This is a genomic window from Corynebacterium sp. LaCa117 (assembly GCF_046717765.1).
Classification (GTDB): Bacteria; Actinomycetota; Actinomycetes; order Mycobacteriales; family Mycobacteriaceae; genus Corynebacterium; species Corynebacterium kefirresidentii.
This window is the reverse complement of sequence record NZ_CP177102.1, coordinates 567,602-584,626: the sequence shown is the minus strand read 5'-3', so window position 1 is coordinate 584,626 and position 17,025 is coordinate 567,602. Positions and strand designations below refer to the sequence as shown.

The 17,025-nt window shown below is 58.8% G+C and carries 17 protein-coding genes; 12 read left to right on the top strand and 5 right to left on the bottom strand.

Going from position 1 to position 17,025, the window contains the following annotated elements; all coding sequences use genetic code 11:
• Positions 1 to 90: 90 nt before the first annotated feature.
• The 4 genes from ACLI1L_RS02990 (at position 91) to ACLI1L_RS02975 (ending at position 4,949) form a co-directional block, all read left to right on the top strand.
• Positions 91 to 1,341 (top strand): ABC transporter substrate-binding protein, encoded by a 1,251-nt coding sequence (locus ACLI1L_RS02990; protein WP_411708010.1) that lies wholly within the window; start codon positions 91 to 93, stop codon positions 1,339 to 1,341.
• Positions 1,342 to 1,463: 122 nt separating this feature from the next.
• On the top strand, positions 1,464 to 2,456 hold the full coding sequence (locus ACLI1L_RS02985; protein ID WP_411708009.1) for a carbohydrate ABC transporter permease: 993 nt from the start codon (positions 1,464 to 1,466) through the stop codon (positions 2,454 to 2,456).
• Complete coding sequence (locus ACLI1L_RS02980; RefSeq protein ID WP_023020705.1) at positions 2,456 to 3,277, top strand: carbohydrate ABC transporter permease; 822 nt, start codon at positions 2,456 to 2,458, stop codon at positions 3,275 to 3,277. Before ACLI1L_RS02985 ends, ACLI1L_RS02980 begins: the two co-directional genes overlap by 1 nt.
• A 181-nt stretch (positions 3,278 to 3,458) precedes the next feature.
• Positions 3,459 to 4,949 carry an alpha-amylase family protein gene (locus tag ACLI1L_RS02975; protein ID WP_411708008.1) on the top strand — a complete coding sequence of 497 codons (1,491 nt, stop codon included), beginning with the start codon at positions 3,459 to 3,461 and terminating at the stop codon, positions 4,947 to 4,949.
• Positions 4,950 to 5,049: 100 nt separating this feature from the next.
• Here ACLI1L_RS02975 and ACLI1L_RS02970 read toward each other — a convergent pair whose 3' ends face one another.
• Genes ACLI1L_RS02970 through ACLI1L_RS02960 form a run of 3 tightly spaced genes read right to left on the bottom strand, consistent with a single transcriptional unit; the run spans position 5,050 to position 7,504 of the window.
• The gene (locus tag ACLI1L_RS02970) at positions 5,050 to 5,628 is read right to left on the bottom strand and encodes a hypothetical protein (RefSeq protein ID WP_394286811.1); all 579 of its coding nucleotides are present in this window, start codon (positions 5,626 to 5,628) and stop codon (positions 5,050 to 5,052) included.
• A gap of 2 nt (positions 5,629 to 5,630) precedes the next feature.
• Positions 5,631 to 6,203 carry a hypothetical protein gene (locus tag ACLI1L_RS02965; RefSeq protein ID WP_086587897.1) on the bottom strand — a complete coding sequence of 191 codons (573 nt, stop codon included), beginning with the start codon at positions 6,201 to 6,203 and terminating at the stop codon, positions 5,631 to 5,633.
• Between the two features lie 32 nt (positions 6,204 to 6,235).
• Positions 6,236 to 7,504, bottom strand: a complete 1,269-nt coding sequence (locus tag ACLI1L_RS02960; protein WP_086587895.1) for a hypothetical protein — start codon at positions 7,502 to 7,504, stop codon at positions 6,236 to 6,238.
• A 350-nt stretch (positions 7,505 to 7,854) separates the two neighbouring features.
• On the opposite strand from ACLI1L_RS02960, the gene ACLI1L_RS02955 reads away from it, so the two are divergent.
• From ACLI1L_RS02955 to ACLI1L_RS02935, 5 genes are read left to right on the top strand one after another with little or no spacing between them, the layout of a single operon-like run.
• A complete protein-coding gene (locus ACLI1L_RS02955; protein ID WP_411708007.1) occupies positions 7,855 to 9,315 on the top strand; it encodes an acyl-CoA carboxylase subunit beta in 1,461 nt (486 codons plus the stop codon).
• An 8-nt stretch (positions 9,316 to 9,323) separates the two neighbouring features.
• The gene (locus ACLI1L_RS02950) at positions 9,324 to 9,533 is read left to right on the top strand and encodes an acyl-CoA carboxylase subunit epsilon (RefSeq protein WP_086587893.1); all 210 of its coding nucleotides are present in this window, start codon (positions 9,324 to 9,326) and stop codon (positions 9,531 to 9,533) included.
• Entirely contained in the window at positions 9,533 to 10,120 is a 588-nt protein-coding gene (locus ACLI1L_RS02945; protein ID WP_086587891.1) for a Maf family protein, read from the top strand. The genes ACLI1L_RS02950 and ACLI1L_RS02945 overlap by 1 nt, the downstream gene beginning before the upstream one ends.
• A gap of 31 nt (positions 10,121 to 10,151) precedes the next feature.
• Entirely contained in the window at positions 10,152 to 10,568 is a 417-nt protein-coding gene (locus tag ACLI1L_RS02940) for a DUF3151 domain-containing protein (RefSeq protein WP_086587889.1), read from the top strand.
• Positions 10,569 to 10,583: 15 nt separating this feature from the next.
• Positions 10,584 to 11,324, top strand: a complete 741-nt coding sequence (locus ACLI1L_RS02935; protein ID WP_411708006.1) for a hypothetical protein — start codon at positions 10,584 to 10,586, stop codon at positions 11,322 to 11,324.
• 111 nt (positions 11,325 to 11,435) lie between these two features.
• Here the strand turns inward: ACLI1L_RS02935 and ACLI1L_RS02930 are convergent, their stop codons facing one another.
• Both ACLI1L_RS02930 and ACLI1L_RS02925 read right to left on the bottom strand, forming a co-directional pair.
• Positions 11,436 to 12,359: a DUF4282 domain-containing protein gene (locus ACLI1L_RS02930; RefSeq protein ID WP_411708005.1), complete on the bottom strand. Its 924-nt coding sequence runs from the start codon at positions 12,357 to 12,359 to the stop codon at positions 11,436 to 11,438.
• A gap of 84 nt (positions 12,360 to 12,443) precedes the next feature.
• Complete coding sequence (locus tag ACLI1L_RS02925; protein ID WP_023020693.1) at positions 12,444 to 13,505, bottom strand: Cj0069 family protein; 1,062 nt, start codon at positions 13,503 to 13,505, stop codon at positions 12,444 to 12,446.
• A gap of 246 nt (positions 13,506 to 13,751) precedes the next feature.
• On the opposite strand from ACLI1L_RS02925, the gene ACLI1L_RS02920 reads away from it, so the two are divergent.
• The 3 genes from ACLI1L_RS02920 to ACLI1L_RS02910 all read left to right on the top strand — a co-directional run bounded on the left by ACLI1L_RS02920 (position 13,752) and on the right by ACLI1L_RS02910 (position 16,999).
• On the top strand, positions 13,752 to 14,615 hold the full coding sequence (locus ACLI1L_RS02920) for a sulfurtransferase (RefSeq protein ID WP_023020692.1): 864 nt from the start codon (positions 13,752 to 13,754) through the stop codon (positions 14,613 to 14,615).
• Positions 14,616 to 14,769: 154 nt separating this feature from the next.
• Entirely contained in the window at positions 14,770 to 16,533 is a 1,764-nt protein-coding gene (locus ACLI1L_RS02915) for an acetyl/propionyl/methylcrotonyl-CoA carboxylase subunit alpha (protein WP_411708004.1), read from the top strand.
• A gap of 22 nt (positions 16,534 to 16,555) precedes the next feature.
• Positions 16,556 to 16,999, top strand: coding sequence for a hypothetical protein (locus ACLI1L_RS02910; RefSeq protein WP_411708003.1), 444 nt, complete (start codon positions 16,556 to 16,558; stop codon positions 16,997 to 16,999).
• Positions 17,000 to 17,025: the final 26 nt, after the last annotated feature.

Sequence of the window (17,025 nt, the reverse complement as noted above, 5' to 3'; positions counted from 1 at the left end):
CATTTAGAGTTAAATAGGTCAAAATTATCCACCTTCCGGTTTCCGTATTTTAGGTTTAAAGAACCGAAAGTTTTCCGAAAGGTGAATTCCATGAAGAGATTCCTGCTTCGCACCACCGTTGCGACTACTGCAGTTCTGGCTCTGGCCGGCTGCTCTTCGTCCTCCTCCGATTCCGCTACGGGCGGTTCCTCCGAAGGCGGGGCGGATGCGCACGGCCCCATCACTTTTGCCATGGGCAAAAATGACACGGACAAGGTGACCCCCATCATCGAAAAGTGGAACGAGCAGCACCCAGACGAGAAGGTCACGCTCAAGGAGCTGGCCGGCGAGGCTGACGCCCAGCGCGAGACCCTCGTGCAGTCCCTGCAGGCGGGCAGCGATGACTACGATGTCATGGCACTGGACGTCGTGTGGACCGCGGAGTTCGCTGCCAACCAGTGGCTCCAGCCGCTCAATGGTGATTTTGAAACCAATACGGACGAGCTACTGCCGGCCACCGTAGAGTCCGCCACCTATAACGACGTGCTCTACGCGCTGCCGCAAAACACCAATGGCCAGCTGCTTTTCCGCAATACCAAGCTCGCGGATAAGACGCCCGAGAAGTTCGCAGATCTCAAATCTGCGTGTAAGGCGCTGGAAGACGGCAAGAACTGCCTGACCACCCAGCTCAAGCAGTATGAAGGCCTTGCGCTCAATACCGCTGACTTCATGGAAGGCTGGGGCGGCTCTGTCTTGGATAAGGACGGCAATGTCACCGTGGATTCCAAGGAAGCCAAGGACGGCCTGCAGGCCATGGTAGATGCATACAAGGATAAGACCATCTCCAAGGACTCCACCGCCGCCACCGAAGAAGAAACCAATATGGCCTTCACCGAAGGAAAGACAGCCTTCGCCGTGAACTGGCCATATATGTACTCCAATGCGGTTGATGCCGGCGTCGACGTCGAGGTCCAGGCCCCACTGGGCAAGGACGGCGTAGGCGTTTCCACGCTGGGCGGCTACAACAACGGCATCAATATCAACTCCAAGAATAAGGGCACTGCGCTCGACTTTATGAAGTTCATCATCAACGAGGACAACCAGAAGTCCTTCGCGGAGCAGTCCTTCCCACCAGTCTTGGCCTCCATCTACGATGACCCGCAGCTACAGCAGGAGTTCCCATACCTGCCGGCTCTCAAGGAGTCCCTAGAGAACGCGGCACCGCGCCCGGTTTCCCCGTTCTACTCGGCAATTTCTAAGGCCATCCAGGACAATGCCTATGCCGCATTGACGGATGACAAGTCGGTCGATGATGCCACCGCCGATATGAAGGCGGCCATCGAATCGGCTTCCCAGGGCTAAACGCCCAATCCGGGTGAGGTAGGCGGACATACCGCCGCCTCACCCTTTGTGGTTTTCACTCCCCTATTAGGGATAGAATCTAGCCAATAGACAGCATTTCTTTAACAGAAAGGCGGACCAGCGTGGCTATAGCTTCGCCGACTGCGTCCAAGGGGGCGTCGACAAGTGCACCCAAGCCCCACCGCAAGAATTATGGGCGCGTGGCCGGGCTGATTGCTCCGGCGCTCATCGTGCTCGCCGTCATCATCGGCTACCCCATCATCCGCGCCATCTTCCTGTCCTTCCAAGGCAATAGGCACCTCAACCCGCAGACGGGACTTTTTGAGGAAGGCGGTTTTGCCGGGCTGGAAAATTACTTGTACTGGATCAATAACCGATGCGTTTCCGGCACTGGTCAGATTTCGACCTGCCCACCGGGCGTTATTGCCACGGATTTTTGGCCAGCGGTCAAGATCACGCTCTTTTTCACCATCGTTACCGTGCTGCTCGAGACTATTCTCGGCATGGTGATGGCGCTCATCATGAATGGTGACTACCGCGGCCGTGGCCTAGTTCGTGCGGCGGTGCTCATCCCTTGGGCTATTCCAACGGCAGTCACGGCCAAGCTATGGCAGTTCATGTTCGCCCCTGATGGCATCGTCAACTCTTTACTTGGCGCCCATATCGCTTGGACCACGGACCCGTTCTACGCCCGCCTGGCCGTCATCATCGCGGATGTGTGGAAGACCGCCCCGTTTATGGCACTGCTTATCCTGGCGGGCCTGCAGATGATTCCTAAGGACGTCTACGATGCCGCACGCGTGGACGGCGCTAATCGTATCCAAACGTTCTTCCGCATCACCCTCCCGCTGGTGCGCCCGGCGCTCATGGTGGCCGTACTCTTCCGCACCCTGGACGCACTGCGCATGTATGACCTGCCGGTCATCATGATTTCTAGCTCTTCCAACTCCCCCACCGCGACCATCTCCCAGCTGGTGGTGGAGGATATGCGCCAGGGCAACTTCAATTCCGCCTCCGCGCTCTCCACCCTCATTTTCCTTCTTATCTTCGTCGTCGCCTTTATCCTCATCCGCTTCCTCGGTGCGGATGTCTCCGGCAGGAAGGCAGCTAAATAATGCGTAAATTCGGACACTTCGCCGGCATCATTTTCATCATGTTCTGGGGCCTCGCTCCCTTCTACTGGATGCTGGTAACCGCGCTGCGGGATCAGCGATTCACCTTCGATACCACGCCATGGCCTACCCATGTCACGCTGGATAATTTCCGCGATGCCTTGGCTACCGATAAGGGAAATGACTTCCTTGCCGCGCTCGGTAACTCGCTTCTCATCTCACTGATTACCACCGCGGTGGCCGTGCTCATCGGCGTCTTTACCGCCTATGCGCTCTCGCGCTATGACTTTCCGGGCAAGGGAATCGTGACCGGCATTATTCTGGCTGCCTCCATGTTCCCGGCCATTGCCTTGGTCACCCCGCTCTTCCAGCTCTTTGGCAACCTGGAATGGATTGGCACCTACCGCGCGATGATCATCCCTAATATTTCTTTCGCGCTTCCGCTCACGGTCTATACGCTACTGAGCTTCTTCCGCCAGCTTCCCTGGGAACTGGAAGAAGCAGCCCGGGTAGATGGCGCCTCGCGTTCTCAAGCTTTCCGTTTGGTGCTATTGCCACTGGCGGCGCCAGCGCTGTTTACCACCGCAATCATCGCCTTTATCACCACGTGGAATGAGTTCATGCTGGCCAAGCAGCTCTCCACCACCGATACCGAGCCGGTGACCGTGGCCATTGCGCGCTTCTCCGGCCCCTCCGCCTTTGAGTACCCCTATGCCGCGACCATGGCCGCTGGCGCGCTGGTTACCATCCCACTGGTCATCATGGTGCTCATCTTCCAGCACCGCATCGTCGCAGGCCTGACCGCAGGTGGTGTCAAGGCCTAATGCGCCGGGCCATGCTGTGGGATACCGCGCTGGGCTTCCTTGGTTTCTTCAGCATCCTCGCGGTTATTCAAGCCATCATCAACCTCTTTCAAGACTCCCCCGCCATCTGGCCCGGTCTCGTGGCCGGAGTACTGTGCCTTCTTACCTACCTAACCTGGCGGGCCAAAAGAAAGGACCTTTCATGAGCTGGTACCACAATGCCGTCTTCTACCAGGCCCTCGTCGGCTCGTTTAAGGCCGATGGCGATAAGGAGGTAGGAACGCTGCGCGGGGTCATCGATAAGCTGGACTACCTGCAATGGCTAGGCGTGGACTGCCTGTGGCTGTCGCCGTTTTATGCCAGCCCCTTGCGCGATGATGGCTACGATATCGCGGACTACTATTCCATCCACCCAGATTATGGCACGATGGAGGATTTTGAAGAGCTCATTGCGGAGCTGCACCGCCGTGACATGCGCATCATGACGGACTTGGCGCTCAACCACACCAGCTCCGATCACCCATGGTTCCAGGCTTCCCGCACGGATCCCACGGGCCCCTATGGCGATTTCTATGTCTGGGGCGATGACCCCGAGCGCTACCCCGAAATCCGCGTCATTTTCACTGACGTGGAAACTTCCAACTGGACCTGGGATGACAAGCGCGGCCAGTACTACTTCCACCGCTTTTATTCCCACCAGCCGGATTTGAACTACGATAACCCGGCCGTGCAGGAGGAAGTTTTCAAAATTTTGTCCTTCTGGATGGATAAGGGCCTAGACGGCCTGCGCCTCGATGCTATTGCTTATCTCTTTGAGCGCGATGGTGTAGGCGGCGAATCCCTGCCGGAGACCATCGAGTTTGTGGAAAAGATTCGCTCCTTCATGGACGCGCACTACCCGGATGCCGTGCTCATAGCGGAGGCCAACCAGCCGCCGGCCGAAACCATGCAATTCTACGGCCAGGGCGAACGCTTCCACATGGTCTTCAACTTCCCGGTCATGCCGCGGTTGTATCAGGCTTTGGCGCTTGGCGACGCCACCCCGGTCTACTCCATCCTCGACGAACTGCCTTCCCTACCGGATGGGTGCCAGTGGGGCACCTTCTTGCGCAACCACGATGAGCTCACCTTGGAAATGGTGGACGATACCGTGCGAGATCTGATGTACCAGGCGTACCTGCCAGAGGACAGTATGCGCGCGCACGTGGGTATTGCCCGCAGGCTTATGCCACTGATGAACGGCGACCGCCGCAAGGTGGAATTGATGTTTTCACTGCTGATGACCCTGCCGGGTGCACCGTTTATCTACTACGGCGATGAGATTGGCATGCTCGATGACACGACACTTCCGGACCGCTATGCGGTGCGCACCCCAATGCAGTGGGACGATTCCGAGCACGCCGGTTTCAGCATCAACGCACCATCCCGGCTGCCGGTTGTAGGCGGAACGTCTGTGGCCGCCCAAGTTGAGGACGCCGCCTCGTTGCTCAACACCGTCCGCTCCATGATCGCCCAGCGCCATGCCCATCCGGATCTCGGCACCGCTCCGTGCGAGCCGGTCGAGACGGGTGAGGAAGCCGTTCTTGGCTACCAGCGCGGCGATCTGCTGTGCTTGCACAACTTCAGCGATCGTTCCATCGATCTCGGCCCGGTGGAGCTCGGCCCCTATGGCTATGCTTGGCTACCGGCCTAATCTCCTGCCCCTCGGCTCAAGCTTCCACAAGAACCTAACAGATAGAAAAGCGCCCCGTCAGTCTGAAAGGACTGGCGGGGCGCTTCGTTTATGGCGCGGATTAGTTCCACTCAGGGGCGTCTTCCAAGCGCAGCTCGGAGTAGCGTGCTTCCGGCACAGAGGCCGAGTAAGGCTTGCCCTGGGCTTCCCACTGTTGGTCAGAGTTGCAGCGCACGTCCTGACCGTCGGTGTCGAGCATGGTAAAGCCCCACACCAGCTTGCCTTGCGAATTCGCCGGCAGAGTGTACGGACCAACCACCTGGTTCAGCTTCCAGTGCTGCTCACTGACGTAGTTGAAGCCATAGGTCTTGGTCAACACCTTGGCCAGATCACCGGTACCCTCAACGGAGCCGGAGACCTCGATGGTCTGGGTGCGGGCCTTGGTGACGGTGTGCTTGACCGGCACTTCCTTGGCATTGCGATTAGCCACGCTCGTGGCGTCGGTCTGCTTGAACCAGCGGCGCTTTGCCGTGACGTAGGTGCCGTTTTCACCTGGCGTCGAGCAATGCGTTCCCGGCTTATAATCGTCGTTCCAGCGCTGGGGCAGCTCGAAGTCCCCACCGAAATCAGCGGCGTGGGCAACAGGAGCGGCCACCAGGCTCAGCGCCGCGAGGACGCTAGCGATGGACGTCTTGCTCACGATTAGCCCCAATCGTTGTTGTCACGAGTGGAAACCTCGACGTGGCGTTCCTTCGGCAGAGAAGCCGTGAAGGTGCCGCCATTAGCCTGCCACTTGTGGTCGGAGCCACACACGGTCTTCTGACCTTCGAAATCAGAAACAACCCAACCGGCGCGCAGCACGGCAGTCTTGCCCGGAGCAATGTTGTACGGACCAACCTGCTCGCCTACCTCGTAGGACTGGCTATCGGTGTAGCTGGAAGAGAAGGTGAAGTTGATGAGATCCATCAACTTGAAGTCAACGCCTGCGGAAACGTTCCAAGTCTTTGTCTTGGTCTCCTTGATAGAACGGGTGACAGGCAATGGCTCATCGTTGTAGTTGGACACAGTCCAGGAACCGGCGGAGCCATCAAAATAGGTGCGCTTGATCTTTACGGTCTGGCCGGTGTCACCTGGGTTGGAGCAGCGCTCGCCGATGGTGGTCGGGTTAGCTGGGCCTAGGTCGCGCTGTGGCAGGGCGTTAGCTGCCGGAGCGAAGAAGAGGCCGGAGGCAACGGCGAGAGCCGCGGTGGTAGAAGCAATCTTGGACTTGAACATGGAACTTTCTCCTTGTGTAGGTGTGGTGGGGTTTAGTAGATGGTCTGGGTCGGAACCGGCAGGTCGCGGAATTCGTCCGGAGTGACGTCCTCGGTGCGGGTGTTGCCGGCCTTATCGGTGATCTTGGCCTCTGCCCAGAACCCACTCGGGGCGGAGGTCTGCTTGTAGTTAGAGGTGAGGTCGTAGTTTCCGCTCTTGCCGCAGTGAACCTCGCGGTAGTTGATGCGGGTCATGGTGGTGCCATACTCCACGCGCACGCGCTCGCCCGGCTTGAGGTCTACGTGCTTGAGCTCGGTGCCGACCGGCATGTAGGCGCGCTTTACGGCACCGACGGACTCCAGCCAGCCCTTCGGAATATCGCCGCGGTTGCCCTGCCAGTTGGTGTACGGGGCGTGCTCGGCGCCAACGACGAAGTCAGTCACTGGGGCGAATTCATAATCGCCCTTGGACCAGTTGAGGAAGTCGGTGGAGTAGCCGGCCTTGCGGTAGGTCGGCTTTACAGCGGTGATGTCCAGCGGGTACCAGGAGGTATCGCCGGCTTCACACTTATCGCCTTCCTTTGGCCAGGATGGATCGCGCTGCAGATCTGCGGCCGGCTGCATGATCTCATCCTTTTTAGGATCGGCAATCTTTTCTAGGCTCGGGCCGGATACGGAGGTGTAGTTGCCCTCGATCGGCTTGGAGTTTGCCCCCGGAGAGCGGGAAGGAATTTCCATGGCCAGATCGGACACGGAGCCATCTGCCTTAATGATGTAGGCAAAGGCGTAGCGCTCGGCCGGGCCCTTACCGCGGATGACGTTGGCACCCGGGATGTTTTCCAGGCGGTCATCATTGCAGCCCACGAACATGGAGATGAAGTCCTTTTCGATGACGCCGTACTCGACGCGGAAGGACTCACCCGGCTTCAGCTTCACTGGGCCGAAGGTTTCTTTATCGCGCCAACCATTGGTCATCTTCAGACCAATATCGGACTTGGCGGTGGTGTCCCAACCAGAAGGCAGCTTGGCCTTAGAATTGGCATCAATCTCGTGATTGGTACCGGTTTCTACCTCGGCGGTGTAGGGCACTTCTTGATTGGTGGTGTTTTTGAACTGCAGGGTGCCATCGCTCATGTAGCGGCGGCCGGTTTCTGCAAAGCGCCATTCGCGCTCGGCATTGTCGCCAGCGGCACTGCAGCTCTTATAGAGGTTGGAAATGGGATATGCCTGCGGCATCGGGGGAATATCTCCCGCGTGTGCCACTGGCGTGAAGAGAGCCGCTACGGCGAGCGGTGCGAGCAAGCGCAGTCCCTTTTTAATCACCAGAAGACCGTCCTTAATAGATCGTTAAAACTCAGGGGAAACATTCATGAAGACTCAGGTAATAATAAGGGATTACAGGACTCACATCAATAGTTGAATGAAAAGTTTTCCCATCTTTTTACCTCTCTTGAGGTGCGATAATGGGCGCTCACCTGCCCAGCACCTTAAAATGTTTACACTGGACACCACCCCCACAATAGGGTAAGCGGGTGAGGCGCTATTCAAGAAATTCCCAGGTTTAACGCTCAGCCCGCGTTGCGGTGGCATGTGCCACACAATCGATTTTCACACCTCGCCCCCGCAACCTTTCATTCCGCATTGACCGGGGTGCGCTAGTAGTGTGGGGGCTTATGACTGACCTGAAAACCACCGCCGGCAAGATCGAGGACCTGGACGCCAAGCTTGCCGAGTCCCGCGCACCGCTGGGAGAAGGCGAGCCGGCCGCCCGCACCCGCGTGACGCAGCTGCTCGATAAGGGCTCCTTTGTGGAAACGGACGCGCTGGCCCGCCACCGTTCCACCGACTTCGGCCGCGAGCATGACCGCCCCTATACAGATGGCGTGGTTACCGGCTACGGCACCATCGATGGCCGCCGCGTATGCGTCTTTAGCCAGGACGGAGAAATCTTCGATGGAACGATGGGTGAGGTTTATGCCGAAAAGCTCACCAAGATTTATGACCTCGCCATCAAGACCGGCGTGCCCATTATCGGCATTTATGAATCGACCGGGCCGCGCGTACAAGAAGGCATCGTCACCATGGCCGGATATGCCCGCCTTATGGCGCGAGTCTCCCAAGCCTCGGGCCTCATTCCGCAGATTTCTGTAATCGCGGGCAATACCAGCGGTATCGCTGCTTTCGCGCCCACGTTTGCCGATGTCCTCGTAGTCACCCAAGGCACCGCCCTCCACCAAGCCGCCAGCCACGTGGCTGGCGCGGAGCCAGAGACCTTCGGTGGTGCCGCAGCCCACGCGGAGTCCGGTACTGCACACCTGGTGGCCAGCGATGACAAGCAAGCCCTGGCCCTCGTGCGTGACGTTCTGGCTTACCTTCCGGCCAATAATCGCGCCGAGGCGCCGCGTGTTGAGGTCGGCACGGTTAAGGACTTTGATTTAAATAGCGTTATCCCGGATACTGCCGCGCAGGCCTATGACATCAACGATGTCATCAAGGCTGTAGTCGATGAGGGGTCCTTCTTCGAACTCTCTGCAGAAGCGGCACAAAATATCGTCACCGGCTTTGCCTACATCGATGGCCGAGCCGTCGGAATCGTTGCCAACCAGCCGCTAGCGCTGGCTGGCGCACTGGATTCCGCCGCCGCAGAAAAGGCCGCGCGCTTCGTGCGCACGTGCGATGCCTTCAACACCCCTATCGTGGAATTCGTGGACTCCCCAGGCTTTGTGCCCACCCCGGAAGAGGAAAAGGCCGGCCTGCTTCGCAGGGCATCGAAGTTTGCCTATGCGCAGGCCGAAGCGAGCGTCGGCAAGCTCACGGTGATTACCCGCAAGGCTATTGGCCCGGCCTACGTATTTATGGGTGCAAAGGACCTGGGGGCGGACCTGGTCTACGCGTGGCCCACCGCAGAAATTGCCGTCACCCAAGCCTCCCAGGCTTCCCTGGCCATTTATGGCTCAGAGGAAAAGGAAGAAGAGATGGATGAGCTCTTCTTGCACCCGTATGCCGCTGCGGAACGCGGGCTGGCTGATAATGTCATCGAGCCTTCCGCTACCCGCCACTACCTGGTAGAAGGCCTGCGCCTGCTAGAGCGCAAGGCCGTGGCCCAGGTACCCAAGAAGCACGGAACCGTTTAGGAGGCGAGATGTCTACGCCTGAAATCAAGGTAGTAAAGGGCAATCCCACTAAAGACGAGCTCGCGGCCCTGCGCACGGTGTTGGCGCAGATGAGCGCAAAGCACTCGGGGGCTACCGGCGAACGCAATGAATGGGGCAACCCGGCTGAGCGCTTCGAGCGCTTTGGGTCCCAGCGCATTTATAATCCCTCCGCTTTCCATACAGTGCGGTACTTCTAATGCGGCTCATCCTCGCCTCCCAATCGCCCTCGCGTGCGTCCATCTTGCGCGGCGCGGGCGTAGAACCTGTCTTGGAACCGGCCGACATTGATGAACGCTCCCTTGAAGCCTCACTCGAAGGCCACCCACCGGCCGACATCGTGGCGGCCCTAGCGACAGCCAAGGCCGAAAAGGTGGCCGAGCGTTACCCCACCGAGCCCGTCATCGGCGGCGATTCTATGCTGTTGCTCGGCGGCGAGTTACAAGGCAAACCGCATACCGAGGAAGCCACCATCGAACGCTGGCACCAACAAGCCGGCCGCACGGCCGAACTGCTTACCGGCCACTGCCTCATCTTTGGCGATAGGCGCCATGTGGAAACATCTACCACCACGGTTCACTTTGCCCCTGCCAGCGATACCGATATCGCAGCGTACGCCCGATCCGGTGAGCCGCTCCAGTGCGCCGGTGCTTTTACCTTGGAGGCAATGGGCGGCTGGTTCATTGACCGCATCGAAGGCGATCCTTCCTCTGTTATTGGGCTTTCCCTGCCGGTGGTGCGCCGCGCGCTTTATTCTTTTGACCTTAACGTCTCCGATTTCTGGTAGCTGCGCGCCGGCGTCGCTACAGTGGGGTGGCATGGAAATGAAAGACATGCTTGCCCCAAAACCCATTGAGCTGCCAGCCGATCCCGGTGCGGACTCCACCTCGGATCTCGCCGCCGGCATTGTTGCCCACCCCGATTCCCCGCTGCTGTGGGCGCTCCTAGCGGAGCAGGAACTCAACCAGCAGGAGGGCTCTGAGCCGTCTGCTTACATCACCGCCTATGCCTACGCGCGCACGGGCTACCACCGTAGCCTGGACCGCCTGCGCGGGAATGGGTGGAAGGGCTGGGGCCCTGTCCCCTTCTCCCACGAGCCGAACCAGGGCGTGCTGCGCGCCATCGCCGCCCTCGGCCATGCCGCCAAGGCCATCGGCGAGGACGATGAGTACGACCGCATTCGCCAAATGCTTTCCGACGCCGACCCAGACAGCGTCGCCACCCTCCTCGACTAGACCTGGAGAGCCGCCATGCCTGTCGTGCCACCTCGCCGCTTGCGGCGATTCTCTGCCGCCCTACTACTTGCCACCTCCCTGCCACTAGCGCTTAGCGCCTGCAGTTCCCAAGAGGATTCTTCTTCCTCCGAACAGCCAGTCTTTTCCAGCCAAGCGCCGGCCGAGACTGAAGCGTCCGGAGGCGACGATGCGGCTTCCGCCGCAGCTCCCTCCCCGTCGGACTCCACCGACGAGGCCGATGAGACAACCACGCAACAGCAGGAAAAGGGCAAAGACCGCGAATGCGCAGAACTGCCCAACGATCCGCGCACGGTCTATGCCTCTGGCACCGCGCCTGGGCGCATGCCCGCTGACGATGGCAGCGATTTCAACTTTTGGATCGGCGATATCGAGAACTCCTACGACCCCTGCGCGACGATTAGCTGGATTATTTTCCGCGGTTCAATGGGCGACGTGGAAGGCCCAGCAGGCACCGGCGCCTCTATTGCTGATGGGCTAGCCCTCTATGTCAACGGCCTCCCGGCCAAGGACATGTCTGTCTTCGACAAGGTGGAGAGCATCACCCAAGTCTCCGACAACCAAGTCGATTTCACCTGGGGAGAGCGCAGTCGCTCCACCGCGGAGGGCATTACCGCGCACCACACCGTGCGCCTACAGGCACAAGGCGACACCATTGAACCAATTTCTGGTGAAGTCGAGGAATTCAACAAGATGTGGGTTGATCTTCCCAGTTACCAGCTGGGCACCTACGACTAACTTTTAGGCCGGCATTTAATCGCCTGGGCCTGCAATACAATGCGCCCCAGCGGAATTTCGCTGGGGCGCTCGTCGTTGCTCGCTTAATTGAGCAATCAGCTCATGACGGTGCTAGTCCATCTTGTCCAGGATGTCGCCGGTGTTTTGCGCAATGCGCACGTTCGCCACCATGGCTTCCAGGAATAGCCTGATGGCAACCATGATTGCGTAGTAGATGACAGTGCTCAGGACCGCCAGGAAGATGAAGGCAAAAATGCTTCCGAAGATGGCGGACGCGGAGTCCTCCTGGATGCCATAAATGCCCATGCCGGTAGCGAATAAGAAGGCACCGAGAAGGTGCAGAATCCACATGATTCCACCAAGAATCATGGCGACCTTATAGATCTCCTTCACATGGGTGAGGGTCAGGAAGTGCTTAAACTCGAACTCAAAGAGCCCGCCCAATAGGCCGTCCTTTTCGGCCAAGCCCTTGAGAGCACCGCTCATGCGACTGTTCTTATTACCCAGATCTTGGTCAGAATCGGCAGGAGCAGCGCTAACCGAAGGGAACTCTCCGAATCCTTGGCCCGTGCTCTGCTGTTGAGCGTAACCGCCAAAAGCCGGTTGCTCGTTCGTGGACTGGACGGAACCGAATTGGTTGCCGTTCGCAGCAGCGTCCGTTGATGCCGAATCCGTGAATGGGTTATGCGCACGGGAGGCAGCGCCCTGACCTGCGGCGGAAGACTGCGTGGCCCAGAAATCGGAGTTGCCGGTACTTGGAGATGTCGCAGAAGCAGTCGAACTGTCCTCCTCGACTGGCTTCTGAGAGGAAAGATCCCGCGAGTTTCCAGAATCACCAAACTTATCAGTGTGACCAAATGACTTCGTTTCATCTACATCGAAAGAGCCAAACTCCTTGGTCTCATCCACCTCGGCAGCGCTGGCTCCCTCAGCGTTTTTCGCAGCATCCCCAGCGCGGTGGTGCGGAGTTTCGGAAAAATCGCGCGGGGAAAAATCCTTCGGAAAACCGTCGGAATTGAAGTCATTATCAGCCATTATGCGGTCCTCAAAATGTTTTAGGGATGGTAGGAAAATGCCCCACGGTGTCCCGTGGGGCTACTTGGCAGGATACAGCTAGCGCTAGGCGTTCGCGTCCTGAACGCGTCGAATTGCCTCGGCGGCAACCTTTTCCTGGATGCCCATGTCCAGCTCAGAAGTGAAGCCAACGCAGGAGCAGTTTATCTCGCCGAGGACGTACGTGTCGGTGCCATCTGGGGCGTCGTCAAGCATGAAATCCGCTGTCCAAATCAGCGGAACATCCTTGGTATCGCCGAGCTTCTCTGCGATAACGGGCCGCGCCTTATCGAACATCTCCAGCAGCTCCGGCCACGATTCCGGCTTATCGTAGGTGTACTTGGCACCGGAGAAGAGCGTAGCGGAGAAGTTATCGCCGCCCTCCGCCGGCTTCTTGTGCACGATAAATACCGGCTCATTGCCCACGAGCAGGATGCGGATTTCGCCCTCTACAATGCGCGGCATAAAGCGCATATCCACCAGCATGCCGTTATCACCCACAATGTACTGGTCGCAGAAGTCCATGAAAGCACCCAGCTTGTAGTCATGGGTCTGGTTATCCACTGCCTCGGTGCACTTCAAAGCGGTATCGAGCGGAAGTGCGGTCCCCGGTTCAACGGACTGGGCAAGATCCTGGTCCGCGAGGCGCACGCGCCAGATGCCTTCACCCGTGGAACCGCGGTTTTGCTTGAGCACGCGCTCGCCATAGGACAAGGAGGTGGGGAAGGTATTATGCAGCTCTTCCACCTCGTAGTACGCCGCAGTATCGTCCGGCACCAGCGGGGTGTCATTGAGCTTAACCAGTGCGTCCTTGGCGCCATAGGCCATCATGTCCGCCGGAGTGGACATACCTACCAGGCCGGCATCTGCCAGCTTGCTCAGCAATTCGAAGTAGCCCTTCTCACCGCCGGGGATATTGCCGGGGTTGACGCGGGAGATATAGGCATCAAAGTTTTCAGAAACCTGAGTGTAGATCTCTTCAGACTTGTCCGGATGGAAGTAGATTACCTCTGCCTCCCAGCCTTGTTCCTTGATCGCATTGACGATTGGCATGGTGTCCTTGCGGTGGCCATCTGCGCCTTTATCCGAGCCGCCTTCTACCTCAAATACAACAATTGCCTTGTGCACTTGCAGTTCCCTTCATAGGTGGTGTTCATAGCACGTTGTCGCACCATATCCCGAGTTTATCCCAGCTCTTCTTCCTCCGCGCGCCCAACTGCCCCCTCCCTTTAACCCCGCCGGCCGCCGCTCGCCTTCCCCGGCCGAATCCTGTATCCCACCCCACAGGAATGGTCCCAAGTGATCATCACGGGAAAAATCGGGTTAAAGTGGTGGGAGCGAATTATTAACCCTTATAGGAAAGGCAGGCGGACAGTGGCTGACGTTGATCCCTATCCCCCATTTCAGGAATACGCACACCCCGAGCGCCTCGTGTCTGCACCGTGGCTGTCCGCACGCCTAGGCATCAAAGGCCTGCGCGTTATTGAGGTGGATGAAGACTCGCTCCTCTATGACATTGGCCATATCCCCACTGCCACCCGCATTAACTTCCGCACGGAACTACTTAGCCCACTTACCCGTGATTTCATCGACGGAGAAGAATTCACTTCCCTAATGCGAGAAAAGGGCATTAACGCCGACGATACGATTGTTCTTTACGGCGACAAGTCCAATTGGTGGGCTGCCTACGCTCTGTGGGTATTTACCCTCTTCGGGCACAAGGACGTTCGCCTGCTCGATGGCGGCCGCAATGCGTGGATGGCCGAGGAACGCGATACCTCTTTCATGGTTCCAGACTTCCCCGCATCCGAATATCCCGAAGTAAGCCGCGATGACTCTATGCTGCGCGCCTTCGTAGATCAGGTGCGCGAGACCGAAGGCACGCTCGTGGACACCCGCAGCCCAGAAGAGTTTGCGGGCGAGGCCACCGAACACGATCCCAATGGCGATTCCGCCTACGGCACCACCATGCGCCACGGCCATATCCCTAGCGCGATCAACCTCGAGTGGGATCGTTCCACCTACCCCAACTCCTGCTTCCGCTCGGCCGAAGAGCTTCAGGTCAATTACGGAATGTTGGAGCCTGAATCTGCCACAATCCTCTATTCCCACGTGGGTGCCCAAGCCGCGCATACGTGGTTTGTACTCACGCATCTTTTGGGATTCACAAAGGCGCAGGTCTACGATGGTTCGTGGTCTGAGTGGGGCAATATGGTGAAAATGCCGATTGAGCGTTAGTTTTTCGGTTTAGCCGTATAAGCCCATGTCCACACTGGATGTGGGTTTATTTTTGTTCAAAAATGTCCCCCTTGCGTGCGTGAAAATTAACTCATGCTTTTGTGTGCAAGAATAGATTGCGTATTCAACCTAATGTGTTCAGGAGGTTGCTGCCGTGGCAGTAGAAACCAAAAAGATCTCAAAGGTTCTCGTAGCGAACCGCGGTGAGATCGCCGTTCGCGTGATCCGCGCGGCCCGCGACGCTGGCATTGCTTCCGTCGCCGTCTACGCCGAGCCAGACGCCCAGGCACCTTTCGCCTCGCTTGCCGACGAAGCCTTTGCACTCGGGGGCACCACTTCTGCCGAGTCCTACCTCGTCTTTGACAAGATTTTGGACGCCGCAGATAAATCCGGCGCAGATGCCATTCACCCCGGCTACGGTTTCCTATCCGAAAACGCCGACTTTGCCCAAGCCGTCATTGACGCCGGTTTGACCTGGATTGGCCCCTCTCCTGAGTCCATCCGCAACTTGGGCGATAAAGTCACCGCGCGACACATCGCCGAGCGCGCCGAGGCCCCTATGGCCCCGGGTACTAAGGATCCGGTAGCCGGTGCCGATGAGGTGCAGTCTTTCGCCATGGAATACGGCCTTCCCGTTGCCATCAAGGCGGCCTTTGGCGGCGGCGGTCGCGGCATGAAGGTGGCCTACTCTGCAGAGGAAATCCCCGAGCTCTTTGAATCTGCTACCCGCGAGGCTACCTCCGCCTTCGGTCGCGGCGAGTGCTTCGTGGAGCGCTATCTGGACCGCGCCCGCCACGTCGAGGCTCAGGTGCTGGCGGATAAGCACGGCAATGTGGTCGTCGTCGGCACGCGCGATTGCTCCCTGCAGCGCCGCTTCCAAAAGCTGGTGGAAGAAGCCCCCGCGCCTTTCCTCACCGATGAGCAGCGCGCCTCCATTCACGAGTCCGCCAAGCGCATCTGCCGCGAGGCCGGCTACTACGGTGCCGGCACCGTTGAGTACCTGGTGGGCGCCGATGGCCTCATTTCCTTCCTTGAGGTCAATACTCGCCTGCAGGTCGAGCACCCCGTATCCGAGGAAACCACCGGCCTCGACCTCGTACGCGAACAATTCCGCATTGCTGAGGGCCACGAGCTCTCGCTGAAGGAAGACCCCAGCCCGCGTGGCCATGCCTTCGAGTTCCGCATCAACGGTGAGGATGCCGCGGCGAACTTTATGCCGGCTCCTGGCACCATCGTGAAGTACTCCGAGCCAGCTGGTCCGGGCGTGCGCGTAGATTCCGGCGTCGTCCAGGGGTCCGTCATTGGTGGACAGTTCGATTCCATGCTGGCCAAGCTCATCGTCTGGGGGCCAGACCGCGAGACCGCACTGCGTCGCTCCGCCCGCGCCCTATCCGAGTACACGGTTGAAGGCCTGCCCACCGTTATCCCGTTTGACCAGGCTATCGTTGCTGACCCAGCCTTCACCGCAGAAGACGGCAACTTCGGTGTCTACACCAAGTGGATCGAGGAGGAATGGGATAACCAGCTACCCGTCCACGATGATTCCACTGATGCCGAAGCCACCGAAGCAGAGCCTTCCCAGATACACACCGTAGAAATCGACGGCCGCCGCATTGAGGTAGCCCTCCCCGCGTCCTTCGGTATCAACGGCGCCCCACGGAAAAAGAAAAAGCGCAAGGGCTCCGGTGCCAAGGCCGCCGTTTCCGGCGATGCAGTTACCTCCCCAATGCAGGGCACGGTCATCAAAGTCAACGTGGAAGAAGGCCAAGAGATCGCCGAAGGCGAGGTCCTCCTCGTTCTCGAGGCCATGAAGATGGAAAACCCTGTCAAGGCCCATAAGGCCGGCACCGTTACCGGTCTAGCAGTAGAAGCAGGCGCTTCTACCACCAAGGGAAGCGTGCTACTGGAAATCAAATAGCACGCACCGCTAGCCTGGAAGAATGACTGCTTCTTCCCTCGGCGTGCGCTTGGCCAAGGAAGAGGATCGCGACTATCTCGCGGGCCTCTTCCCTTCTTATATCTCTGAGTGGTCCCCCATCGTGGACGGCGGTGTCCTCGCCTTGCCCATGTCCGCGAATGAGGATCCCACCATTGCTCCCCGCGGCGCCGCGCTTTTGCGCTATTACCCCGCCGCCAAAAAGGGCCCAGCTTTCTTGGGCGATCCCTTAGCCCACCCGCTTGACGATGCCGCCTGGCTCACCCCCTTCGATCCCGAAGACATCCCCGAGCTCGTCGTCGCCACCGACGATCCAGCCGCCCGCATCTTGCTCATTAGCAACGCCGTCGACCTCGCGGCAGAACAGACCGCCCCCGGTATCTCTTCGGCCAAGCCCCTGCCTGGCTTCGAGGAGCTTGCCCCAGGTAAATTCTTCCGCCGCTTTTAGCCCCGCTTGGTCCAGCCGCCTGTCTG